13 protein-coding genes are annotated in these 21,784 nt (G+C 60.5%); 5 read left to right on the top strand and 8 right to left on the bottom strand.

Annotated elements, in window-relative coordinates:
* The first annotated feature begins 3 nt into the window (after window positions 1-3).
* Window positions 4-585: a GNAT family N-acetyltransferase gene (locus J1G34_RS13480; RefSeq protein ID WP_222994183.1), complete on the top strand. Its 582-nt coding sequence runs from the start codon at window positions 4-6 to the stop codon at window positions 583-585.
* A gap of 8 nt (window positions 586-593) precedes the next feature.
* Here J1G34_RS13480 and J1G34_RS13475 read toward each other — a convergent pair whose 3' ends face one another.
* On the bottom strand, window positions 594-1,502 hold the full coding sequence (locus J1G34_RS13475) for a LysR substrate-binding domain-containing protein (protein WP_065895374.1): 909 nt from the start codon (window positions 1,500-1,502) through the stop codon (window positions 594-596).
* Window positions 1,503-1,684: 182 nt separating this feature from the next.
* Here J1G34_RS13475 and J1G34_RS13470 point away from each other — a divergent pair, with 182 nt between their 5' ends.
* Window positions 1,685-2,023: a hypothetical protein gene (locus J1G34_RS13470; protein ID WP_065895440.1), complete on the top strand. Its 339-nt coding sequence runs from the start codon at window positions 1,685-1,687 to the stop codon at window positions 2,021-2,023.
* A 48-nt stretch (window positions 2,024-2,071) separates the two neighbouring features.
* Here the strand turns inward: J1G34_RS13470 and J1G34_RS13465 are convergent, their stop codons facing one another.
* The gene (locus J1G34_RS13465) at window positions 2,072-2,308 is read right to left on the bottom strand and encodes a hypothetical protein (protein WP_065885254.1); all 237 of its coding nucleotides are present in this window, start codon (window positions 2,306-2,308) and stop codon (window positions 2,072-2,074) included.
* A gap of 226 nt (window positions 2,309-2,534) precedes the next feature.
* Here J1G34_RS13465 and J1G34_RS13460 point away from each other — a divergent pair, with 226 nt between their 5' ends.
* On the top strand, window positions 2,535-3,092 hold the full coding sequence (locus tag J1G34_RS13460) for an NADPH-dependent FMN reductase (protein WP_065885255.1): 558 nt from the start codon (window positions 2,535-2,537) through the stop codon (window positions 3,090-3,092).
* A 51-nt stretch (window positions 3,093-3,143) separates the two neighbouring features.
* On the opposite strand, the gene poxB is transcribed toward J1G34_RS13460, so the two are convergent.
* Both poxB and J1G34_RS13450 read right to left on the bottom strand, forming a co-directional pair.
* Window positions 3,144-4,868 carry a ubiquinone-dependent pyruvate dehydrogenase gene (gene poxB, locus J1G34_RS13455; RefSeq protein ID WP_122561687.1) on the bottom strand — a complete coding sequence of 575 codons (1,725 nt, stop codon included), beginning with the start codon at window positions 4,866-4,868 and terminating at the stop codon, window positions 3,144-3,146.
* Between the two features lie 78 nt (window positions 4,869-4,946).
* Window positions 4,947-6,179, bottom strand: coding sequence for an NADH:flavin oxidoreductase/NADH oxidase family protein (locus J1G34_RS13450; RefSeq protein WP_065897048.1), 1,233 nt, complete (start codon window positions 6,177-6,179; stop codon window positions 4,947-4,949).
* A 71-nt stretch (window positions 6,180-6,250) separates the two neighbouring features.
* On the opposite strand from J1G34_RS13450, the gene J1G34_RS13445 reads away from it, so the two are divergent.
* Window positions 6,251-6,658 (top strand): MerR family transcriptional regulator, encoded by a 408-nt coding sequence (locus J1G34_RS13445; protein WP_065895377.1) that lies wholly within the window; start codon window positions 6,251-6,253, stop codon window positions 6,656-6,658.
* A gap of 103 nt (window positions 6,659-6,761) precedes the next feature.
* Here J1G34_RS13445 and J1G34_RS13440 read toward each other — a convergent pair whose 3' ends face one another.
* The 4 genes from J1G34_RS13440 to J1G34_RS13425 form a co-directional block, all read right to left on the bottom strand.
* Window positions 6,762-7,256 carry a DUF934 domain-containing protein gene (locus J1G34_RS13440; protein ID WP_065885257.1) on the bottom strand — a complete coding sequence of 165 codons (495 nt, stop codon included), beginning with the start codon at window positions 7,254-7,256 and terminating at the stop codon, window positions 6,762-6,764.
* Window positions 7,240-8,898: a nitrite/sulfite reductase gene (locus J1G34_RS13435; RefSeq protein ID WP_057011146.1), complete on the bottom strand. Its 1,659-nt coding sequence runs from the start codon at window positions 8,896-8,898 to the stop codon at window positions 7,240-7,242. Before J1G34_RS13435 ends, J1G34_RS13440 begins: the two co-directional genes overlap by 17 nt.
* 384 nt (window positions 8,899-9,282) lie before the next feature.
* Entirely contained in the window at window positions 9,283-9,501 is a 219-nt protein-coding gene (locus tag J1G34_RS13430) for a DUF2970 domain-containing protein (RefSeq protein WP_065885258.1), read from the bottom strand.
* Between the two features lie 54 nt (window positions 9,502-9,555).
* A complete protein-coding gene (locus J1G34_RS13425; RefSeq protein WP_065895378.1) occupies window positions 9,556-14,397 on the bottom strand; it encodes a hypothetical protein in 4,842 nt (1,613 codons plus the stop codon).
* Between the two features lie 199 nt (window positions 14,398-14,596).
* On the opposite strand from J1G34_RS13425, the gene J1G34_RS13420 reads away from it, so the two are divergent.
* Entirely contained in the window at window positions 14,597-21,781 is a 7,185-nt protein-coding gene (locus tag J1G34_RS13420; protein ID WP_222994182.1) for an NEL-type E3 ubiquitin ligase domain-containing protein, read from the top strand.
* Window positions 21,782-21,784: the final 3 nt, after the last annotated feature.

The following is a 21,784-nucleotide window of genomic DNA, read 5'->3' as shown; positions in this document are numbered from 1 at the left end:
GTTATGCAAGCTGTCATGAACCCGAAGTATCCAGGGCTCAGTGTGCGCGTCGCCGATGAAGGCTTCGACGCTTATGTATGGGGCAATGACTTCAGTTTCGAGGTCAGTGCCTATGGTGTGCCGCAGATGGACAAGCGCGTCGATCAGTGGCCGCTGGAGCGCATCCTGCCGTACCGCAAGTGCTACGGCATCGACCCGGAAGAATTCGCCAGCTTTCGCAACGCGCCCGACAGCGCGATCTTCATGGCCTATCTGGATGATCGCGCCGTCGGGCACGTCGTGGTCAGTACCAACTGGAACGGCTTCGCCCACGTTGACGAGCTGGCGGTGGCGCTGCCTGCACGGCGTCACGGCGTCGCCAGGGCGCTGTTGGATGTGGCGCAGTTCTGGGCACGCAAGAAAAACCTGCCGGGCATGATGCTTGAAACCCAGAACAACAACCTTGGTGCCTGTCGCCTGTATGAGCGTAGCGGGTATGTCATGGGGGGCATCGATCAACTGCGCTATCGCGGGATCGACCCGCAAACCCGTGAAGTGGCGATTTTCTGGTATCGGCTGTTCAAGACTGAAGTCAGCTCGATCTGAGGCGGCGTCTACGCGGGTTTCATGTCGTTGGACAGCAGGTTTTCGGCCTTCTCGGTTACGATCTCCAGCAATGCGCTCAGGGCCGGTGACGGGGCTGCGCCGTGCAGGGTCAGTGCATACAGGTTGACACTGATCGGTGGTGAAATCGGGCACACATCCAGCCCCGCGTCCCGTGCACCGAAGGCGGTGAACGGATCGACCACCGCCAGGCCTTCGCCTGCCTCGACCATGCTGCGCATCATCTGGTACGTCTGCACCCGCGTTTGCACCACCGGCAGCGGGCGCAGGGCTTGCAGTTTGGCGTCCAGCAGGCGGCTCAACGGGTCCTGGCCCTCCAGGCCAATCATCGACTGCCCCGCCAGATCCTGCAGCGCGATGTACTTCTGCCTGGGTTTGAGCCAGCCATGGGGGGCGAGCAATTGCAGTTTGCCCTGGGCCAGTACGCTGCCTTGAATGTGCGGGTGCTCCGGATCGTGCAGGCTCAGGCCCACATCGGTTTCATGCAGCAACAGGCTGCGCACGATTTCCCGGGTCGGCTGGCTCGACAGGTTGCACGGCGTGTCCTGGAAGCGTCGGCGCAGCAGGGCGATGCTCTGTGGCAACAACTGGTTTGCCAGCGGCGGGGTGCACAGCACACGCAAGGTCGGCGCGTGATGGTGTTTCAAGCGGCTGGCCAGGCGCTGCAGCGGCTCAAGCGCGTCGTAGAGGGGCGCGATCTGCGTCTGCAACTCCAGGGTTTCACGGGTGGCTTGCAGGCGCCCGCGGACACTGGCAAACAGCATGAAGCCCAGTTGCAGCTCGGCATCCCTGAGGGTGGCGTCTACCTCGCCCACGGGCAGTTGCAGCCACTCGGCGGCCGTGCCGAGGTGCCCGGTCTGCAAGATGGCCTGAATCACTTCGATATGACGTAAACGCATGGCCGGAGTCTATGTGCAGCGCGTTGGGGATTCAATGGCGCAGGCCTTTGTGCGCAAAAAAGACTGCGAGCGTCGCCCCGGTCTATGGCGTTGCGCCACGACCCTACTAGAATGCGGTGTCTGATCAGCAACGACCAATGCCGGTGACCCGGTACTTACAACAAAAACAGGTCTGGTCTCAAATGCCTCTACCCTCGACGCTCTTCGGGGTAACGGCCAAGCAACTCCTGGTCCTGGTGACCGTGGGGTGCATGGCGGCTTACTTCTTCAATAATCACGCCGAATACGCACCGGAGGACCTCGCACTTGAAGCGTTTATTCGCTCCCAGGAACAGGTCGGCGAGCAGGTGGGCGCCGTGCTGGGTATCACGTTGATCAGGCAGGTGCAGGCCTATCCCGCTTACGACCGGCCGGGCTACACGCGCTCGATGTATGCGGTTGAGGGGGAGAGGGGGCAGGTGGTGGTAACGCTCAAGCAAGGTGAGCAGGGCATTGAGGTGACGCAAATCCATAGCCCGTAGCTTCCCCGGCCCAGTCGCCTGGACCGGGCAGGAGGTCAGGGCCTAGTCTTATGAGGCGAGGGTGGTCTTCGATTCGCGTACGAGGATGGTGCCCGACTGAACCAATCGGAACTCATCACCCTCCAGCTTCTCCATCCGGTCGCCAATGGCCAGCTTGTAGGTGGTGGTAGGCGCCGAGCCAGCCAGGTCGCCGTGCGCCGGGTTGGATTCCTGGAACTCATGCACCGAATACACGCGGCCTTCCGCGTCTCTGGCATGAAACTGTCCGACTAGTACTGCTGCCATCTGTTTAGAACCTCTGGAGATAAACACTCGATTTGCGGTTCTGTAGACCGTCAGGGAGCGGGGTAGTTTACCTATAAGAAAAAAATACTATTCGTTTAACGTTTCAGATATTTCCCACACATGGGATTGCGCATCAACGTGTGCGGCATTCTCAAAACCCGCTGGTGCACGCGCGATGAAATCTTTATAACTACAGGCTCCTTTAGTCAGACGTCGGGAAACCTCAATGAGCAAGGTCTACACGATTGCCGTCCTGGTTGGCAGCTTGAGAAAAGACTCGATCAACCGCAAAGTCGCCTTGGCACTGGCCGAGCTGGCGCCGGCCAACCTGAAGCTGAACATTGTTGAAATTGGCGATTTGCCGCTCTACAACGAGGACATAGACGGGCCAGGCGCGCCGCAAGCCTACAGCACTTTCCGTCAACAGGTGAGTTCATCCGACGCGGTGTTGTTCGTGACGCCCGAATACAACCGTTCCGTGCCGGCGCCGTTGAAGAATGCCATCGATGTCGGGTCCCGTCCGTATGGGCAGAGTGCCTGGAGCGGCAAGCCCGGCGCGATCATCAGCGTATCGCCAGGCGCCATTGGTGGCTTTGGTGCCAACCATCACCTGCGCCAGTCCCTGGTGTTTCTTGATGTGTGGTGCATGCAACAGCCTGAAGCCTACCTGGGCGGAGCGGGCAGCGTGTTCGATGAGGCCGGCAAGCTGTCGGAAAAAACCCGGCCGTTCCTGCAGGCGTTTATCGATGCCTTCGGCAAATGGGTCGAAAAACAACAGGGCTGAATCGGACCATGAGTCCGGGTGCGGGAGGGGTTTGCCCCTCCCGCCGTTGGATCAGCGCAGCCAGTTGGTGCGCGCCAGCTCGATCACTTCATCGCCACGCCCGCTCATTACCGCCTTGAGCATATACAGGCTGAACCCCTTGGCCTGTTCGAGTTTGATCGTCGGCGGCATCACCAACTCCTGGGTGGCCGTCACTACATCCACCAGCACCGGGCCGTTGTGGGCCAGCGCTTGGCGCAGGGCCGGCTCCAGGTCTTCGGATTGCTCCACGCGAATCCCCAGGATTCCCATGGCATTGGACATGGCCGCGAAATCCGGGTTTTTCAGCTCGGTGCCCGTGTCCAGGTAGCCTGCGGCCTTCATCTCCATGGCGACGAAACCCAGTGATGCGTTATTGAACACGATCACTTTGACGGGCAGGTTCAATTGCGCCAGCGAAATGAAGTCCCCCATCAACATGGTGAAACCGCCGTCACCCGACATCGAGATGACCTGCCGACCCGGGAACGCCGCCTGCGCGCCGATGGCCTGGGGCATGGCGTTGGCCATGGAGCCGTGGTTGAACGAGCCGATCAGGCGGCGCTTGCCGTTCATCTTCAGGTAGCGCGCGGCCCATACGGTCGGTGAACCGACATCGGCGGTGAAAATCGCATCATCATCGGCCAGCTCGCTGAGCAGGCGTGCTACGTATTGAGGGTGGATCGGTCGATCCGCCTTGGACGGTTGCGCCAGGTCATCCAGGCCCTGGCGCGCTTTCTCGTAATGCTTGAGGGAGGTTTCGAGGAAGCTGCGATCGGTCTTGCGGGTCAGGCGCGGCAACAGCGCGCCGATGGTTTCACTGACATCGGCGGCGATGCCCAGGTCCAGGGTCGCGCGTCGGCCCAGGGCCTGGGGGTCACGGTCAACCTGGATAATTCTGGCGTCGGTCGGATAGAACTGACGGTAAGGAAAGTCGGTGCCGAGCATGATCAGCGTGTCGCAGTCGAGCATCGCGTGGTAGCCGGAGCTGAAACCGATCAGGCCGGTCATGCCCACATCGAATGGGTTATCCCATTCCACATGCTCCTTGCCGCGAAGCGCATGCACCACCGGCGCGCCGAGGGCGTCGGCCAACGCCACTACCTGGTCATGGGCACCGGCGCAACCGCTGCCGCACAGCAGTGTGACTTTCTCGCTGCTCTGGAGCATATCGCTCAAGCGCTGCAAGTCGGCCTCGGCCGGCAATGTGCGCGGTGCATGCAGCGCCGGCCATGGCTTGAGCTTGTCTTCTACCTCCAGCAACGACACGTCTCCCGGAATCACCACCACCGCCACGCCTCGATTGAGAATCGCCGAACGCATGGCGCGATGCAGCACCTGGGGCATCTGCTCGGGGTTGCTCACCAGCTCGATAAAATGGCTGCATTCCTTGAACAGTTCCTGGGGATGGGTTTCCTGAAAATAATTCAGGCCGATCTCCGAGGACGGAATCTGCGCAGCAATCGCCAGTACCGGCACATGGTTGCGATGGCAGTCGAACAGACCATTGATCAAATGCAGGTTGCCCGGCCCGCAACTGCCGGCACACACGGTCAGCTCACCGGTGGCGGCGGCCTCGGCGCCGGCGGCGAACGCGGCCACTTCTTCGTGGCGCACATGCATCCACTCGATGCTGTCCATGCTGCGCAGGGCGTCGGTGAGCCCATTGAGACTATCGCCGGTCAGGCCCCAGATGCGCTTGATGCCCGCCTGTTCAAGGGTGGTCGCCAGCTGCTGGGCCAGGTTGATTTTCGCCATGAAGCACTCCAATCGTCAGTGAGGTTGAAAAACTGCTGATCAGTAGGGGACAGTTCAATCACGGCGAATGCTCCGCGTTTAATGTGAAGATTGCGTCATGCTGGCGCGGTACTGCCGCGTACGCCGCGCGGTAAACCACTGATCACACACCAGCGCCAGCCACGGAGCGGCCTTGGCGTTGGGCAGGCGCCCGCGGCTCAGGCGGCGCATCTGGTCGCGCACCAGGGCGAGGGTGGCGAGGGCGGCCAAGGGTTTGCGTTTCCAGTCGATGGGTTTGAGCTGCGGGTTGAGGTCGCGGCCCTCGCGCCAGTGTTTGATCAGTTGCGGCTCCAGGGTCAGGGCGGTGGCGATGCCGGCCATGGCAATGCCGCTGTCGAGCACGTGTTGCACGACGGGCAGGCGGCGGATACCGCCGGTCACCATCAACGGCATCCTGGCGATCGTGGCCAGTTCCTTGGCGAACTCCAGGAAGTACGCCTCACGGGCCAGGGTACGGCCGTCCCGTGCTTCGCCCTGCATGGCCGGCGCTTCGTAGCTGCCGCCGGACAATTCCAGCAGGTCGATGGGCAGTGGGTTGAGCAGTTCGACCACGGCACGTGCGTCGGCGGCATCGAAACCGCCGCGTTGGAAGTCGGCGGAGTTGAGTTTTACCGCCACGCAAAAGGATGGGCTGACGCTGGCGCGCACGGCGTGGATCACCTCGAGCAGCAGGCGTGCGCGGTTTTCCAGTGAACCGCCCCAGCGGTCGGTGCGATGGTTGCTCAAGGGTGAGAGAAACTGGCTCAACAAATAGCCGTGGGCACCGTGGATCTGTACCCCGGTGAACCCGGCTTTCTCGGCCAGGCGGGCGCTGGTGGCGAAGCGTTGGATCACGTCCTGGATGTCGTCTTCGGTCATGGCCCTGGGCTTGGCGAACATTCTGGAAAAGCTGCCCAGGTCCAGCGCGATGGCAGACGGCGCCAGTGCCTGTTGGCCCAGGTTGGCCATGGTCTGGCGCCCCGGATGGCTGAGCTGCACCCAGAAGTGCACGCCCTTGGCCCGCACTACATCGGCCCATTCGCGGAAGCTGTCCAGGTGTTGCTCGTTTTCCAGCGCAACGCCACCGGGGCCGGTCATGGCACGGCGGTCGATCATAACGTTGCCGGTGAGCAGCAGGCCGGGTTCACCCTCGGCCCAGGTCTTGTACAACTGCTTCAATTCGCGGGAGGGTGCCTGATTCAGATCAGCCATGTTTTCTTCCATCGCCGCCTTGGCGATGCGGTTGGAAATAACCTGGCCGTTGGGCAGTTGCAAAGCTTCAAAAGGTGACATGCGTTGACTCCTGAGCGGGGGAGGCCTCAGGCTAAGCTTAAAGTTAACTTTAATGTCAAGCGGACGTTTCGATGAATATCGGTGAACTGGCAAAACAGAGCGGGTTGGCGGCGTCACGCATCCGCTTTTATGAGGCTGAGGGGTTGATCAGTCAGGTCGGACGCCAGGCCAATGGTTATCGGCGCTATGCCCCTGAGGCGCTGCAGACGCTGCAATTGATCCAGAGCGCGCAGCAGGCCGGCTTTACCTTGCAGGAACTCAAAGCGTTGATGCCCGCGCCGGGGGAGCACAAGCGTGATGAGTTGATCGAGGCATTGGAGCGCAAGGTGGCTCAGATCGAGGTGATGCAGGCGCAGTTGGCTCACAACAAGGCGCAATTATTGGGCGTGATCGAGGCGGTACGGGCGCAGCCGGAAGGCGTGCCTTGCTCCATGGGGCAGAAGCAGGTGCTGGCCTCGATCAAGCTGCCATCCTTGTAGGAGCGAGCTTGCTCGCGAAAAACTCACAGGCACCGCGTTCATTCAGGACGCACGCGTTATCGTTGAGGTTTTTCGCGAGCAAGCTCGCTCCTACAGTTGAGACTCAGCGGCGGCGGAACAGCGGTAGTGGCTCGTCCGTTGCCGCTTGGTACGTCACCGAAAAGTCCTTGAGGCTTTCCAGCGCTTCGTACGGGTCTTTGTCGGCGCGCAAGGCGAAGGCATCGAACCCGCAACGGCGCAGGTAGAACAACTGGTCGCGCAGCACATCGCCAATCGCGCGCAATTCGCCTTTGTACCCATAACGTTCACGCAACAGGCGTGCGTTTGAGTAGTTGCGCCCGTCGGTGAAGGCCGGGAAGTTCAGGGCGATGACCTGGAAATGCTCGACGTCTTCACCGATTTCTTCGGCTTCTTCATCGGCATCCAGCCACACGCCCAGGCCGCCGTCGCGGGCCTTGAGGGCGTGGCCGTGTTCGCGCCACAGCGCCAACGGTACGATCAGGTCGTCGCAGTTGGAGATGCCGTCGAAGCTCGCGTCCTTGGGCAGCAGGTGCCAGGTTTCGTCGAGGACTTCGTTGTTCTTAATGATTCGCTGCATAGACGCGCTCCTTGAACAGGTCAATGCCGATGCGCTGGTAGGTGTCGATGAAACGCTCATCTTCGGTGCGCTGTTCGATGTAGACGTCGATCAGCTTGCCGATCACCTCGGGCATGGCTTCCTGGGCGAAGGATGGGCCGAGGATCTTGCCCAGGCTCGCATCGCGGCTGGCGCTGCCACCCAGGGACACTTGGTAGAATTCTTCGCCTTTCTTGTCCACGCCCAGGATGCCGATGTGTCCGACGTGGTGGTGACCACAGGCGTTCATGCAACCGGAAATGTTCAGGTCCAGCTCGCCGATGTCGAACAAGTAGTCCAGGTCGTCGAAACGGCGCTGGATCGATTCGGCAATCGGGATCGACTTGGCGTTGGCCAGGGAGCAGAAGTCGCCGCCCGGGCAGCAGATGATATCGGTCAGCAGGCCGATGTTCGGCGTGGCAAAACCGCCTTCGCGCAGCTCGCCCCACAGGGTGAACAATTGGCTCTGCTCGACGTCGGCAAGAATGATGTTCTGCTCGTGAGAGGTGCGCAGTTGGCCGAAGCTGTAGCGCTCGGCCAGGTCGGCGACGGCGTCCAGTTGCTTGTCGGTGATGTCACCTGGCGCAACCCCGGTGGGCTTGAGCGACAGGGTAACCGCCACATAGCCCGGCTTCTTGTGCGCCAGGGTGTTGCGCGTACGCCAGCGGGCAAAGCCCGGATGCTGTTGGTCGAGTGCGGCCAGCTCGGCGTCCTGGTTGGCCAAAGCCTTATACTCAGGGTCGACGAAATGCTTGGCGACGCGGTGTACTTCGGCTTCGGTCAGGGTGGTCTGGCCGCCGCGCAGGTGTTCCATCTCGGCATCGACCTTTTGCGCGAAAACCTCAGGGGTCAGCGCCTTGACCAGGATCTTAATCCGGGCCTTGTATTTGTTGTCACGACGACCATAGCGGTTGTAGACCCGCAGGATGGCATCGAGGTAGCTCAACAGGTCCTGCCACGGCAGGAACTCGTTGATGAACGCACCGACCACCGGCGTACGGCCCAGGCCACCGCCGACCAGTACTCGGAAACCCAGCTCGCCGGCAGCGTTGTGCACCGGCTCCAGGCCGATATCGTGCACTTCGATGGCGGCGCGGTCCGAGGTCGAGCCATTGATGGCGATCTTGAACTTGCGCGGCAGGTAGGCGAACTCAGGGTGGAAGGTAGTCCACTGGCGCACGATTTCGCACCACGGCCGTGGATCGATCAACTCGTCGGCAGCGACGCCGGCAAATTGGTCGGTGGTCACGTTGCGCAGGCAGTTACCGCTGGTCTGAATGGCGTGCATTTGCACAGTGGCCAGTTCAGCCAGGATGTCCGGCACGTCTTCCAGGGCCGGCCAGTTGAACTGCACGTTCTGCCGGGTGCTGATGTGGGCATAGCCTTTGTCGAAGTCGCGGGCGATCTTGGCCATCATTCGCGTCTGGCGCGAGGTCAGCTGGCCATAAGGCACGGCCACCCGCAGCATCGGCGCAAAGCGCTGAACATAAAGGCCATTTTGCAGGCGCAGAGGGCGGAACTCTTCTTCGCTCAGTTCACCTGCTAAGTAGCGTCGGGTCTGATCACGGAACTGCTTGACGCGGTCCTCGATGATGCGCTGATCGTATTCGTCGTATACGTACATATAGGTCCTGTTCTCGGCAAATCTGCGCGCACGGCCGCGCACTCCCAACGGAGCCGGCGCACGATACCAGTTTGCGTATATGCGCAAAAGTGATGTTTGGGTATATGTAAATAACCAAACTGACTAATGAGAACCGTTATCACGATACCCACATTTGTCATGCGGGCAATCATGATCTTTACTGTCGTTGAGCCGTGATGCAATCACCTATAAAACCCACAAGAGGCGATGCGATGAGCAATTCCACCAAAGTGCGTAAACCTGACAGTACCGTGGATGCGTGGGCGATTTTGTTCCTGATCATCCTGGTGGTCGGAACCGCCGTGTTCTGGGTCAGCCACCAGTGAACAGGGGGCGTTGACCGCGCTGCACGTGGCCGCTGCATCACACCCCGGCGAAGTGCAGCACCAGCTTGACGATACCGAACAAGGTCAAGGCAAATACCAGCGTGAACAGAATGCCCAGCCCTACAAAATGGCTGGGCTTGCCGTGGGTGAAATCGCGGGCGCGGTTCTTGCCGCTCTGCACACCGAACGCCGCCGCGACCACGCTGTGCAGCATCTGCCAGAAGGTGGGTGGTTTGTTATCGATGGGATCGTCCATATCGCCCTCGTCAGTCAGGTTGTCCTACAGAGCATAGACAATCCCTTGGCTATCTCACGCCAGGACCTCCAGTCCGAGGAACAACTCTCGGTCCAACGGGGCTTTGATCTCGGCTTTATCCAGATTGACCACTGCGCGGTTGTCGGCACGCGCCTGTTCGATCAGTTCGCGGCGCGTAAACCGGCGCTCTGCCTTGGTTTTCAGATGGCCGAAAGTGGGTTCCAGAGGCGATGTGTCGATGGCCGGGTAATGGAAGTGGGCGTACCACAGGTCGGCGTCTTCGAGCGGCATTGCGGCGCGGATTTTGTCCGTGTCGCGGATCGCGTACTCAGTGAGATAGTCACCGGCCAGCAGTCGAAAGCGCTCGCGTCGCAGGTTGATATCGACAAAACCGTGTTTCCACAAATAGGCGACATTGGCAGCTTTCGGGCGCTGCAATTTATACCCTGCGGCGCACGCCTCGCGGGCTTGTAGCATGGCGGCATTGGCTTGCGCCAGATAAGCATCGCGCAGGGTGACAGCCTCTGCGTTGGCGGCGTGGTCACGCAGGAGTTCCTCTGCAAGCGTTTCAAACTTCGCGGCATGCTGGCTCAGCATCACATCCCAGTCGTAGGGGTCGAGGCTCTCGCGTCGGCCGGGCTCCTGAAGCTTGCGTTGTTGGAAGCGAATGCTTGAATCGATACCTGCCCGCTCGTCCCTGACGATTTTTGCCTGCGCTTTGATCGCCTTTAACGTGCGGCTCGCAGGTGCGGCGGGCCTGGGGGCCGGCAGCGCTTGCTCGACGACGTTCCAGACGCCTTCATTGACGTGTTCATGGTAAGTGGCGACGGTTTGCCCGGTGAGCGGGTCCTTGATGTCGATGAAGTTGCCCTCTACACCGGGCTCACTCGGGCGCAAGTCACCCACCAGTGTCTCCCTGTTACGGGTCTTGATAACCCTTCGACTGGTGGGTCTCTGCCGCACCGCCCGGTTGGGGGGTTGCCTGGGGGCAAAGCCTTCTTCAGACAGGATCAACTGGGCCAGTTGCGCTTCCACTGCCGTGCGGGCCACGCCGAACTGTTCCAGAAAGGGGGCCCGATACGGCTCTCGCACAAGCCGGGAACTCATTTCAGCTAACGAGTTGACGGCATTTTCCAGTCGACCGTACTGCTGGAGTGCACCCTTGAGTACGTCAATTTGTTCGGTCGGTGAGTAACCACTTGTGGCTTGTATTTCGGTGTGAGTGAGGATGGCGGTAGTCGCTTGGCGATCGGTGAGTACTGTGAGGAAAGGCCGCTCCTGCGGGTTGCCGGTGTCAAGAGAGCGATCGACTATCAACTCGACAAACGCTAACAGGATATGCTGTTCAATGATGGCCGAAGAAATCGTGTTGCCGGACGTGATTTTGCCCGTGAGTTGATCTCTCAATACCGGACTGGCCTGTTGCAGTATGGCTTCAACTTTTTCGGCGATTGTGAACATTTCCTTGAGCGCTTCCAGTCGCTGCGTCGCACCGCTGATGAACGCCTCGTAGGCGCCTGTGATGTGGTCGGGCAGTTCTCTGTCGACCCGCAGCAGTAGTTCAGCGAGGCTTTCGCCGCGAGCGGTTTCCAGCGTGTTTTTGATTTTTTGGTGCAGGCACGAATAAGAAAACAACAAGTGACTGTGAATGTTCTCGGTCGCGATATCTCGTAGCGACTTGTATTGAGTCTGCGTTCTGTCCAGTTCCAGCAGCTCTTTGGCCATGCTCAAGGACTTTTCCTGCGTGGAAATATACGCTTGCGTGTTTTCCTGGTAGTTGTCGAATGCGATGCGCCAAGCGGTGGTGGCGCTTGCCGTCGAATTCTGCCTTTGCTGATGACGGTCGGCGATTCTTGGGCGCAGTGCGGGAAGTAATGTGGGGCTGCCAAGCCTTTGCCAGTCTTCTCTCAAGGCTTGCTTGTGGATTGTCAGTTGATCCTGGGCTTTTTTCACGGCGTCGTTGAACTGTTGCGCGTGTGGCGCCAATGCATTCGCTTCAATATTGAGGGCTGCCAATCCTGAGTTCAGCGCCTCCAATTGTTCGTTGCGTTTTCTTTGCCATTGACTCAACCGCTCTCTGGGCATACCGCCTTCCAGCCTGGCGTGTCGATCCAGCCGCCAATGCCCTCGGCCGTCGCTGATCAGTTTGAAGCCGGGGTGTTGCGGATGCTGTGGGTGCACCAGGTACACCTCGCCGAAACCGGGCACCACGCTGACCTGGAACAACAGGCCGCCGACGCTGGCGTGCCAGAGATTGCCGATACGGTAGAGCCCCATGAGCGGGCCGCTTGCCTGAGCCGTTGGCAGTGACTCGGGCCAGGGCACCTGTATGTCGAGCAACGCCTTGAGCAACTTCGCGCTTGCCTGGGGGCTGGCCAGCGAACGGGTGAAGTCCAGGGTGGTGTGGCCCGTTGCCGGCGGTTCGCCTGGCATCGCCACTGCGCCATGGCGAACCACCGCAGCGCCTGACGGCAGGGGCAGGCCGGCAGGCCGACGCCAGCGCGCCAGGTGCCGGGCGCGGTCTTCTGCGATGGGTTCCGGCAGCGCCTGTCGAGGCCTGCCGGCGGGTGTGGCGGCATGCAGCAGCACCATTGCGGTATTGAGCAACAGGTCGATCAACGCCAGTTCGCGGGTCGTTGGGTCGTCGCTGTCCAAACCTGCCAGGTCCTGCTCCAGGCTGGCGACCAGCACCATGAACCAACCCACCAACATGGCGGGGCCCTGCACCAGCGGCAACAGCAATGTATTGAACAGCAGCCACGCGCCTTCCATCACGATGGCCCAGCGGCTCTCGCCGTTGGAAACCGACTCGCGATCAGCCAGGTCGACCAGTGCGCGTGCGGTGCTGCCGTACAGGTGGTTCAACAACTGGCCGTTGACCTGTGATTGAAGCCACTCTCCAGCGCCTTCATCGACCGCCAGGCTTGCGGGCACAGGTTGCCGGGGAGGGCTGAACTCATCCCCGGGCAGGAAGCGAATGATGTGCGGTTCTCTGAAACCGCCGTTGGCGTAGATGGGGCGAGCCCTGTCGCTCAGCCAGGTCAGCACGCTGTCTTGCAGCTCGCCCGGTGCGGCCAGTGCGTCCAGCAGCGCCGGACGTGTCGGGTATTCATGCAGGCAGTCGATATACAGCGGCCGATACAGCAGGTGCGGGCCCGCACTGGCGCCTTTGGTTTCGATAATAAAGACGTTGTTGACTTCATCGGGCTGGGCACCGCTCTTGCGGCATAAGGCCAAGGGGCGCAGGACGATCTCCTGTCCATCGACGAGCCGGTCCGAGGGCATCTCGCCCATCAATGCCTTCACATAGCGATAACCCGTCACGGTGACGCCGTGCTGCTGTCGGATCTTGTATTCCAGCGCCTGCATCGGCAGCTTGACCTTGAGTTCGCGGGTAAACAGCGTTTCCCGGCGCCGCGCGTCGGCGCTGTCGGACAGCAGCAGGTCTTTGATGGTGTGTGGATAGGTACTGCCTATGTCGACACGCTGGATCAACCCGGTACTGCCCAACAGGTAATCTTCGTCGAGCCAGGTCGGCAGCGCCTCGGCGCCTTTGGCTGAGATCTTCAGGGTGCCCTTGGGTTTGCCGGCCAGGTTCTTCAGCGCCAGTTGCGTCAGCGACATTTGCACATGGTCGATAATGCCGGCGCCTCCTGGATAGCCGGCCGCCACGGCGAAGTCCAGTACCACCTCGTCGGGGTCGAAGTCGCCATGATCGGTTTGCATCTGCTTGCGCAATGCAGCGCGGCTGAAGCTGTGGATGTTTTCAATGCCCTCGTTGAACGAGCGCCCCTGGTTTTGTCGCAGCACCCTTGCCATGTCCTGTTGGTGCCGATGGTAGGCAAAACGGTCGTCGGCGCTGGCTTGCGTGAGCCATTCGGGCAATTGGTCGATTATCTTCTGCAGCAACGGGGCGGCAGGTGTCTTGACCTGGGTAAAGAGAACCGCCGGGTCCGTGAGCGTGTCCAGGCGCCGCTCAAGGGTTTTTTCGTCCTGGCCCTGGAACGTCAGGGTGGCGAGGTCTTCCAACTGCTGATTGAGGATCAGGCCGGCCTGTTGTTCGAACACGTTGCCATCAGGTTCGTTGCGTTTCCAGGTGAGCTGGTCGAACTGGAACTGGCGCTGCATCCTGGCGCCCCAGGCGTCACTGAAGTCATCGATTGAGGCAAACGCCTCGATCACGCCGTCCACGCTTTGCAGCAGAACGTTTTGATCACGTATCAACAGCAGGTCCGGGCTCAGCAGGCGGGTTTCTTCTGCGCCTTTGGACAGTGTGCTTTCAATGAAATAGACATGGGTGGTGGGTGTGGCGTGGGGCAGGCGTTCAACGCGCACCGGCCAGGTGGCGACGGCGGTCAGCATGTCCTGTTGGTCTTTGTTCAGGCTTGATTGACCGGCCGCTGCGGCAGTCATCTGGCCGTTGAGAAACTCGCTCAGCCATTGCCAGCGACTGCGGCCGTGGCTGTCGATGGCGCTCCAGTAATCAGCCAGGTCATGCTGAAAATGCAGGTAGAGCGAAGCTCGCACTTGGTCGATGATGCCTGCGATGACCTGCATGTCGATGAGGGGCAGCGCTGCCGGCTTGAGGATTGCCGGTGGCAGTTGCGTCAAGTAGTACGGCAGCTCGCGTTTTGAGCGCCAGTCAAGCAGCTGCGGGTCCAGTACCTGCGCGATAGCGACCTCCATCAGCGGTCGGTAGGTATAAGTGCCGGAGGGGGTTGGACTGGCCAGCTTGACCCTGAGCAAGTCCAGCTCCAGGGAGGGGTAGCGCTCCAGAATGCGGCTGCGCAGCGCATTGAAGACCACTGAGTACAAGGCCGGGCGTGTGGCGAAACGTTGATGGACTGCCTGGGCAGGTAATTGGCTCAGAGGCGTGGGGGTGTTTGGAGGGGGCATGGCAAAGTCCTTTCCTGTCCTGAGGTCGATGATGGAGACACCATTAGGAAATCGACTTTCGCCATTGCCGGTGCGGTATTCGGATACCGCGAGCAGGGCCGATGTTGCGACCGCTCGCGTGCGGTGCCGACCATATATGCACCACCTGGCACCTTGAGCCCCGTGATGTTCTGTCATTCCATTTCAAAGGAGTGACACCATGCCGGATTCATCCCCTGGTTCCGCCGTTGCCAAGCCGCTCGCAGCGACGCAGAGCATTCACGGCGACTTTCTCGAAAAGGCCGTGCCCCAATGGCTGGTCGAGGCAACACCTGCGCGCCGGTCGGCGCTTAAAGACACCTTCGCGGCAGTGCCGCAGTGGTACACGGACGCCACGCCCGCACAGCGCAACAGCGTCAACGCCAGCGTCATAGCCAGCGCTATCGCCCAGGTCCAATTGGACACCACCATGGCGACGTTCAAGGACGTCGACGCATTCGCCAGGCCTTTGCTGCTCAAGGCGTTGAAAGACCAGTACCAGGTGCAGGCCGATGTCGACAAGACCTTCCTGTGCCTGCGCAAGCCACTGGAGATCAGTGTCGCTGAAGTGGAGCTCACCTCGTTCGAGGTCCTGAAACTGTCGATGCTGCAGGCGGCTCAACACAATTTCGAGGCCTGGGAATGCAAACCTGGCGCTTACCACAAGAACTCAACGTTTGTGCTGGAGACCGCCACGCCTGGCACCTTTGAGCCGGCCACCGTGAGCCTGACGGTCAGCCAATTCATGACCCTGTGCCGCAGCCTTGATATCGGCGCGCAGTATCAGACTTACCTGAAGTCGTTCTTCGCACCGGTCGACACGCGCCCTCAACCGCCTCTTGAGCAACACTTCATCGCCAGCCAGAAAGCGGCCATGAAGGCCGCCGCTGAAAGCGCCGTGGTCAATGGAGATATCGAGCCTGCGGATTACACCATGATCCTGTCGGTGATCAACGGTAACGTTTACCCCACGCTCGGCAATAAGCGGGTCTGGCTTCTCGACATGAGCCTGATGAAAAAAAGGCTGACGGGCTGCGTCTATTTTTCAATCGGTGACCGCTACAGCGACGAGTTGATCCTCTACGTCCCCAATCACCCGGATCACCCACTCAAACGCTATACCTCCCGACAACAAATGCGCGACGAGTGCAAACGCCAGTTCACTGACCGTGCGGGCATGGCGGCCGATGACCCCGCGCCAACGGCATACCAGAAGTTCTTCAGCCAGTTCCTGCCCTATGATCAGAGGCCCTACTATTTCAGCCAGTTCACGCAAAAGTCTGCCGATTCTCCCAGTGGCCCGTTGACCTCGCCTTGGCGATCGGTCGTGGAGTTCGTGTTCGGGCTATCGCCGATCACCCGTATCAGAGAGCTGCCCCCTGAAAAGCCGGCGAAGATGGAGTCGGTAAGCGACCCTTACCTGGCGCCCGGTAACTTGATGCCTTACCGCGGTACAGGCACCTTTTCCGGGCTGCTCGACCTTTGGCCCTTCCTGTACGAAAAGCACCGTGACAAGGTCCTGGCCGACGCCCGTGCCCATGCAGTGCCCACCGCTGACGTGGATGCAAAGGCGCGCGAGGCCAAGCTGGCGCACCTGTTCGAAATCGGCATGCTGGCGCTCAACGCAGTCTCCATGTTCGTGCCCGTGTTGGGTGAAGTCATGCTGGCAGTGATGGCTGAGCAATTGCTCTCGGAGACCATCGAAGGTGTGGCCGACTGGGCCGAGGGTGATAAACGGGCGGCCAAGGCGCATCTGGTGGATGTGGCGGAAAATCTCGCCCAGATCGCCGTCATGGCCGGTGTGGGAGTGGCGGTGAGCAAATTCCGGGCTGTCAAGGCTGAACCGGTCATCGAAAACCTCAGTCCCGTGACCCTGCCCAATGGTGAGATGCGCCTGTGGAAGCCGGATTTGACCGGCTATGAAAGCCCCGTGACGCTGGAGGCGGCGTCAGGGCCCAACGCGATGGGCCAATACACGCTCAATGGCAAGACCTATGTTCGCCAGGACGGTCAGGCTTATGAGCAGGTTTTCGATGAGTCGATCAAGCAGTGGCGGATCAAGCACCCAACCAACTCCGAGGTGTACCAGCCGGTTCTGCAAAGCAACGCCCGGGGCGCTTGGCGTCATACCCTTGAGCGACCTGCCGAGTGGGATCGCCTGACGCTGTTGCGGCGCATGGGCCATGAAACCGAAGCGTTTTCCGATGCTGAGTTGCTCAAGGTCGCGGATGTCAGCGGGGTGAGCGACAGTGCTCTGCGTAAGATGCACACGGACCTCGCGGCTCCGCCGCCGGAACTGCTGGACGCCATGCGTCTGTTCAAGGCCGACGCAGGCAGTTCGCAGGTGATCGCGCAGTTGCGGGGCAGCCAACCGATCGACGACCATTATTTATTTGCACTGCCTCTGGTCACCGAGATGCCACGTTGGCTGAGGACTCAGGTACTGGAGGTATTCGAAGGGCCTGAACTCGTTGGCAACTCGGTGAAATACGGTTCTGGTCGCTTGGCGCGTGGAGCGGTTGCGCAGGCGCCGATCCAGATCACCCGCGCCGATGTACTGGGCGGGAAACTGCCCTCGGTGATTCTGGCCGCGCTGGATGAGGCTCAGGTGACCCGTCTGCTGGGCGGCGAAGGTGCTCGCGTACGTGATCTGCGGCCACAGGAGTTCAGCAAGCAAATCGCCGAGTATGCCCAGGCACGCAAACCGGATATTTTTGACAGTATTTACGCGGGAACCGAGCCGCCGGGCAGCCAGGTCAAACTGCTGCAACGTATCTGTCCCGGGCTCAGCGAAGCTGCCGCCGAGGACACCCTGGCTCACGCTTCCGCGCTTGACCTCAAACGTCTGGAAGCGACGCGCCGGGCGCCTTTGGCCATGCTCGAAGAGGCGCGCTGGTACGCGCTTCAAGGGCGACAGACGCGGGCGTATGCCGGTTTACGCAGCGAAACCATGGCCTCGGCGGACAGCCGTCGGCTGGCATTGCACACCCTCGAGAAACTGCCCGGTTGGCCGGACACCTTGCGCCTGGAAGTACGCGAAGACACTGACAGTGGCGTGTTACTGGACAGCATCGGCAGTGATACGGCCCGAAACAAGAAGTACCTGGTGAAAAAAGGCCCGCGCTTCCAGGCGCTCAATGAGCGTGGGGAAGAACTCAACAGCCTGCCCACCCAGGGCGATAACTTTTATGCCTCGCTCATGCATGCCATGCCCGATGAGGTGCGTCAGGGGCTGGGCGTGCCGGATGTGAGTCAAAACGCGCTGCTGCGCGACAAGATCATCGAGTCCGCAGACCTTTATCGTAACCAGACAGTACGGCTGCTCGAGCCGCAGCGCAAAGGGTTCAAACCACCCGTACGGGTCAAGGACAAGTTGCTGGGCTATTACGCCAGCGGACGAGGTGCGGGCCTGGGCCCGAGCCTTGAGTCACGCGTGCAAGCGCTGTATGGCTTGAGCGATGAGCCGGCCGCGGACTATATCCGCCGCCTGCGAGCGCAGGGCAAGGACAACAGGACAATCTTCAACTATCTGCAAACCCGTGAGCGTGAATACACCACGCTGGTGTCGACACTCGACGGGTGGGTCGGTACCCAGGGCGGCACGGCTGCCGGCACTGCCCTCTTCAATGAAAAAGCCCGCTTGGCACATCAGTTGAAGGAGGCCTGGCGGATGGAGCCGTTGGCAGGAAAGGTGGCTGGCGCCGATCGCTTGCAGCTCTATATCGAAGAGCATCTGCCGCCCTTGACGACCGATTTTTCCCATATTCGTGATTTGACGGTACTCGGAAGGACGATGAACGATGCTGCGATTGACGCTTTCCTGGTGCGTTTTCCTGAAGTGCAGACGCTGTCGATTGGCGATACGTCCCAATTTTGGGGGGCGTTCTCCCAGACGCCCCGATTGTCGCTGACGACACTGCCCCCGGCGGTCTCCAGGATGACCGGTCTCAAAAGCTTGACGTTCGGCTCGGGAGCGGAGCACCTGGCGCCGGAGTTTCTCTCGAGGCTCAATACCCTGACTTCGCTGGAGGCGTTGCATATCGATTATCGCGGCTTCTCCATGGATGCACTCAAACCCCTTGACGTGTCCGCGTTGACGCAGTTGCGCCGGCTGAAAATTGACGCACCTATAGGCCTTTCCCACTGGCCGACCAATGTCGAGAACCTGCCTCATCTGGAGCGTCTCGATTTGAGCCGTACCGCAATTAGCGCGCTGCCTGACACGCTGTATAGCGGGCATGAGCGACTGTGGGCGGGGCTGTCGATGGACTGGTCGAAGTTCACCCGCGAAACCTTCCGACCGGCCTTTGAGTATGCCAGCGCTTATCGCGAGCTCGGGCACCTGGTCGATTTGCACCAGATGGTCAGTGGCTATGCCAAGGGAGAGTTGGCCTCCCTGAGTGGCAATAGGGTTTTGGCTGACGCACTGAATGAAAAAATAATGGCCGCCGCGCAGACCCCAGAGGCACGGGTGGCCCTGATTGACGGCATAAGCGATCAGTACGCCAGCCTTTTTGAGTCGTTCTACTACCCGCCTGTCAACACTGTGCGGCAGTTGAGGTTACGGTCCAGGCCATGGCAGGTGGGACCCAGTGCTCATGTGGTGACCGAGCTTGAAGCCAATTGGTGGGAGGCGGTGGGTGAGCGATATGGCATAGCGGGCAAGGCGTCAGTACTCGAATTACCAGGACCGGTGTATCCAGTGATGAGCTCTGGGGGGCAAGTGAGCAGCGTTGAGCTGCCCCAGTTACCGGCAGCCAGTTTTGCTCATGTACGCACGTTACGCATGGGCTGGGTGGGGGAAACGCCCGAGCAGACGCGCGCGTTCATCGGTACATTCAGCGGTGTGCAATCCCTCGAACTCAACGGGGTTGGCTTGACTGAAATACCCATTGGTGCTGGCGATCTTCCCGGCTTGACCCGGCTCGACCTGGCTAATAACAGCCTCGCGATGCCTGCACTGCAGGCACAACTCAGTGATCTGGGCAGCCTGGAACTGCTGGATTTGAGCCGTAGCAACACGCCGCTCGAAGGGATCGATGTGAGCGCGTTGAGGCAGCTCAAGGCGCTGAATATGCGCGGTTCAAGCTTGCAGACCTGGCCGATTGGCGCAGAGAGTCTGCCGCAATTGGCTTGGCTGGACCTGCGGGACAATGGGCTGGTGACCTTGCCGCCTCAGGTGTTGGCCAACGAAACGATTCTGATGAAAACCAACCTGTCGGGTAACCCCTTCAGTACCTCGGGTGAGGCTGCGCTGGCGGCTGCGCGCCAGCGGGTCGAGAGCGCCCAGGGTTTACCGGCGGGCGCACTGGCAGGTTTTGAAGCGCAAAATATACCGCAGGTATTTCCCCCGCGGGAAACGGCCATGACGATGGCCCGTTATCTGTTGCCATTGCCCGAGCCGATTGCAGTGGCCGAAGGGGCTGAAGGGTTTGTCCCACGACTGCAGCAGATCAGCCCATCGGTAAGTGAACAAAGCGCGCAGCAATGGATCGAGAAACTGCGCGAGGGAGGCATGAGTGACTCACAGATCGATAGCCTGTTGACTGCCTGGCACGAGGAATACACGTCTGTGACGCGCCAGTTGAACGGCTGGCTGTATAAATGCGAATTGCCCGATACCGATCTCGCAGACTTCAGCCAGGTGGCTGACCAGCGTCGACGGATCGCGCTCAATATTGTTGAGTGCTGGCAAACCGGTGTTTCAGCCGAGGACGGTTATGCGCTGAGCCTGCACGGCCTGCAAGCCCGTGACCTGCCCGAACTCACGGTGCAGTTCAATAATGTGCATACGCTGAATTTAACCGGTGTGCAGTGCACCGTGTCGGGCGCCGAAGGTTTTCTGCATAGTTTTCCCGCGTTGCGCAAACTGATGCTCAGTGGTAATAGCCTTGGCGCCGTTCCTGAAGCGGTGGCGCGCATGACTCAGCTCGAGGAGCTGGAACTGGCTTCCAATGCCATCAGCGATCCTCAGCCTTTGTATCGCCAATTGGGGGGCGATCACTTGCGCCGGTTGGACCTGTCCAGAAATGACCTGCGTGAGTTCAGCACCCAGGCCTTCACTCGGCTTGAGCACCTGGACCTTAGCTACAATAGCCTTGCAAACTGGCCAGGCGGCGCATTGAACACGCCGAGTCTGCGCACGCTGAACCTGTGCGGCAACGACCTGGAAACATTTCCCGAGGAATTGCTCGATGGCAGCCACGACGTACTGGTACAGGGCACCGACCTGTCCGAAAACGAGTCCCTTTCACGTGAAAGTTTCGAACTGCTAAGGGGGTATGGCACAGGGGCTGTGATGGGGTGGAGCAGGAGCGAGATCGACGGATCGATTGCAGGGTTCGATGAGGACGGCCTGGGTTCTCGCAGTGAGGATGACGAAGGCGATGCTTACGAACCGCTGGAAGTCATTCTTGATCCAGTCGGGGATACGGGGGAGACGGTATTGGCGTCGTGGCTGGAGCACTCGCCGCAGGACCTGGCCGTCTCCAGGCGGCAGTTGTGGCAGCAATTGGTCGATGAACCGGGGCATGAGCGGTTTTTCCATCTGCTCGAACGACTGCGCGATACCGATGAGTACCGGTATGTGGCGGCTGACCTGACCCGGCGGGTATGGACTGTGATTGACGCGGCTGCCGGCGATGCGCAGATGCGAGAGCTGTTGTTCGTGGCCTCTGAAACCCACGGCACCTGTATCGACGGACGCATTCTCACGTTCAGCTCAATGGAAGTGCTGGTGTTCGAATCGGATGTGCTGAGCGGGGTTGCGACGCTCGATTTGCAGACAAGGGGCCAACGTCTGCTGCAACTGTCCCGGCAATTGTTCCGGCTGGACCAGGTCGATGGATTGGCCGAGACCAATGCCGTAGGGCGGGACCGAGCCGAAGTGAGGCTGCAATACCGGATCGGCATGACGCGTGGCTGGCCCGACGGGCTTGAGCTGCCGGGTCAACCCAAGCATATGGCATTTGGTCGACCGATCAGCGGGCAGTTGGTGATCGATACCCGTGCCCGGGTGCTTGCGGCCGAAGCGTCGGATGCGTTCTATGAAAGCCTGGTTGCCCGCGACTATTGGGCCAAATACCTGGAGGAACGCTACCCCGATGAGTTTCAGACCCTGAGCAACGAAGCTGCCGCACGCCATGAGGGTGTGGAGGACGAATATGTTGGCAGGCTGCCGGGTACCGACCTCCAGGCGCGCTACGACGCGGCAATCACCCAGCTGGAGGTTGAGCGAAGTAGCGCACGGGTGCAGCGGCTGCTGGATTTGTCGCGCAGGGAGGTCGAGGCGTTGCAGGCGGCAGGCCCGGCGTTACCACAGTCAGGCCCGGCGTCGCCACAGCCGGGTCCGTCGTCACGGCAGTGACGA

This window comes from Pseudomonas sp. Wu6 (genome assembly GCF_019891515.1).
GTDB classification, from domain to species: Bacteria; Pseudomonadota; Gammaproteobacteria; order Pseudomonadales; family Pseudomonadaceae; genus Aquipseudomonas; species Aquipseudomonas orientalis_A.
Note: the sequence above shows the minus strand (reverse complement) of the source record. Positions and strands in the feature narration are given on the sequence as shown.

Bases quoted from the DNA above. Each gene is read 5' to 3' on its own strand.
- J1G34_RS13420 (WP_222994182.1), top strand. From the start codon at position 14,597: ATGCCGGATTCATCCCCTGGTTCCGCCGTTGCCAAGCCGCTCGCAGCG.
- J1G34_RS13425 (WP_065895378.1), bottom strand. From the start codon at position 14,397: ATGCCCCCTCCAAACACCCCCACGCCTCTGAGCCAATTACCTGCCCAG.
- J1G34_RS13480 (WP_222994183.1), top strand. From the start codon at position 4: ATGCAAGCTGTCATGAACCCGAAGTATCCAGGGCTCAGTGTGCGCGTC.
- J1G34_RS13440 (WP_065885257.1), bottom strand. From the start codon at position 7,256: ATGCAGCGAATCATTAAGAACAACGAAGTCCTCGACGAAACCTGGCAC.
- J1G34_RS13475 (WP_065895374.1), bottom strand. From the start codon at position 1,502: ATGCGTTTACGTCATATCGAAGTGATTCAGGCCATCTTGCAGACCGGG.
- poxB (WP_122561687.1), bottom strand. From the start codon at position 4,868: ATGGCGAAAATCAACCTGGCCCAGCAGCTGGCGACCACCCTTGAACAG.
- J1G34_RS13470 (WP_065895440.1), top strand. From the start codon at position 1,685: ATGCCTCTACCCTCGACGCTCTTCGGGGTAACGGCCAAGCAACTCCTG.
- J1G34_RS13445 (WP_065895377.1), top strand. From the start codon at position 6,251: ATGAATATCGGTGAACTGGCAAAACAGAGCGGGTTGGCGGCGTCACGC.
- J1G34_RS13430 (WP_065885258.1), bottom strand. From the start codon at position 9,501: ATGGACGATCCCATCGATAACAAACCACCCACCTTCTGGCAGATGCTG.
- J1G34_RS13460 (WP_065885255.1), top strand. From the start codon at position 2,535: ATGAGCAAGGTCTACACGATTGCCGTCCTGGTTGGCAGCTTGAGAAAA.
- J1G34_RS13435 (WP_057011146.1), bottom strand. From the start codon at position 8,898: ATGTACGTATACGACGAATACGATCAGCGCATCATCGAGGACCGCGTC.
- J1G34_RS13450 (WP_065897048.1), bottom strand. From the start codon at position 6,179: ATGTCACCTTTTGAAGCTTTGCAACTGCCCAACGGCCAGGTTATTTCC.
- J1G34_RS13465 (WP_065885254.1), bottom strand. From the start codon at position 2,308: ATGGCAGCAGTACTAGTCGGACAGTTTCATGCCAGAGACGCGGAAGGC.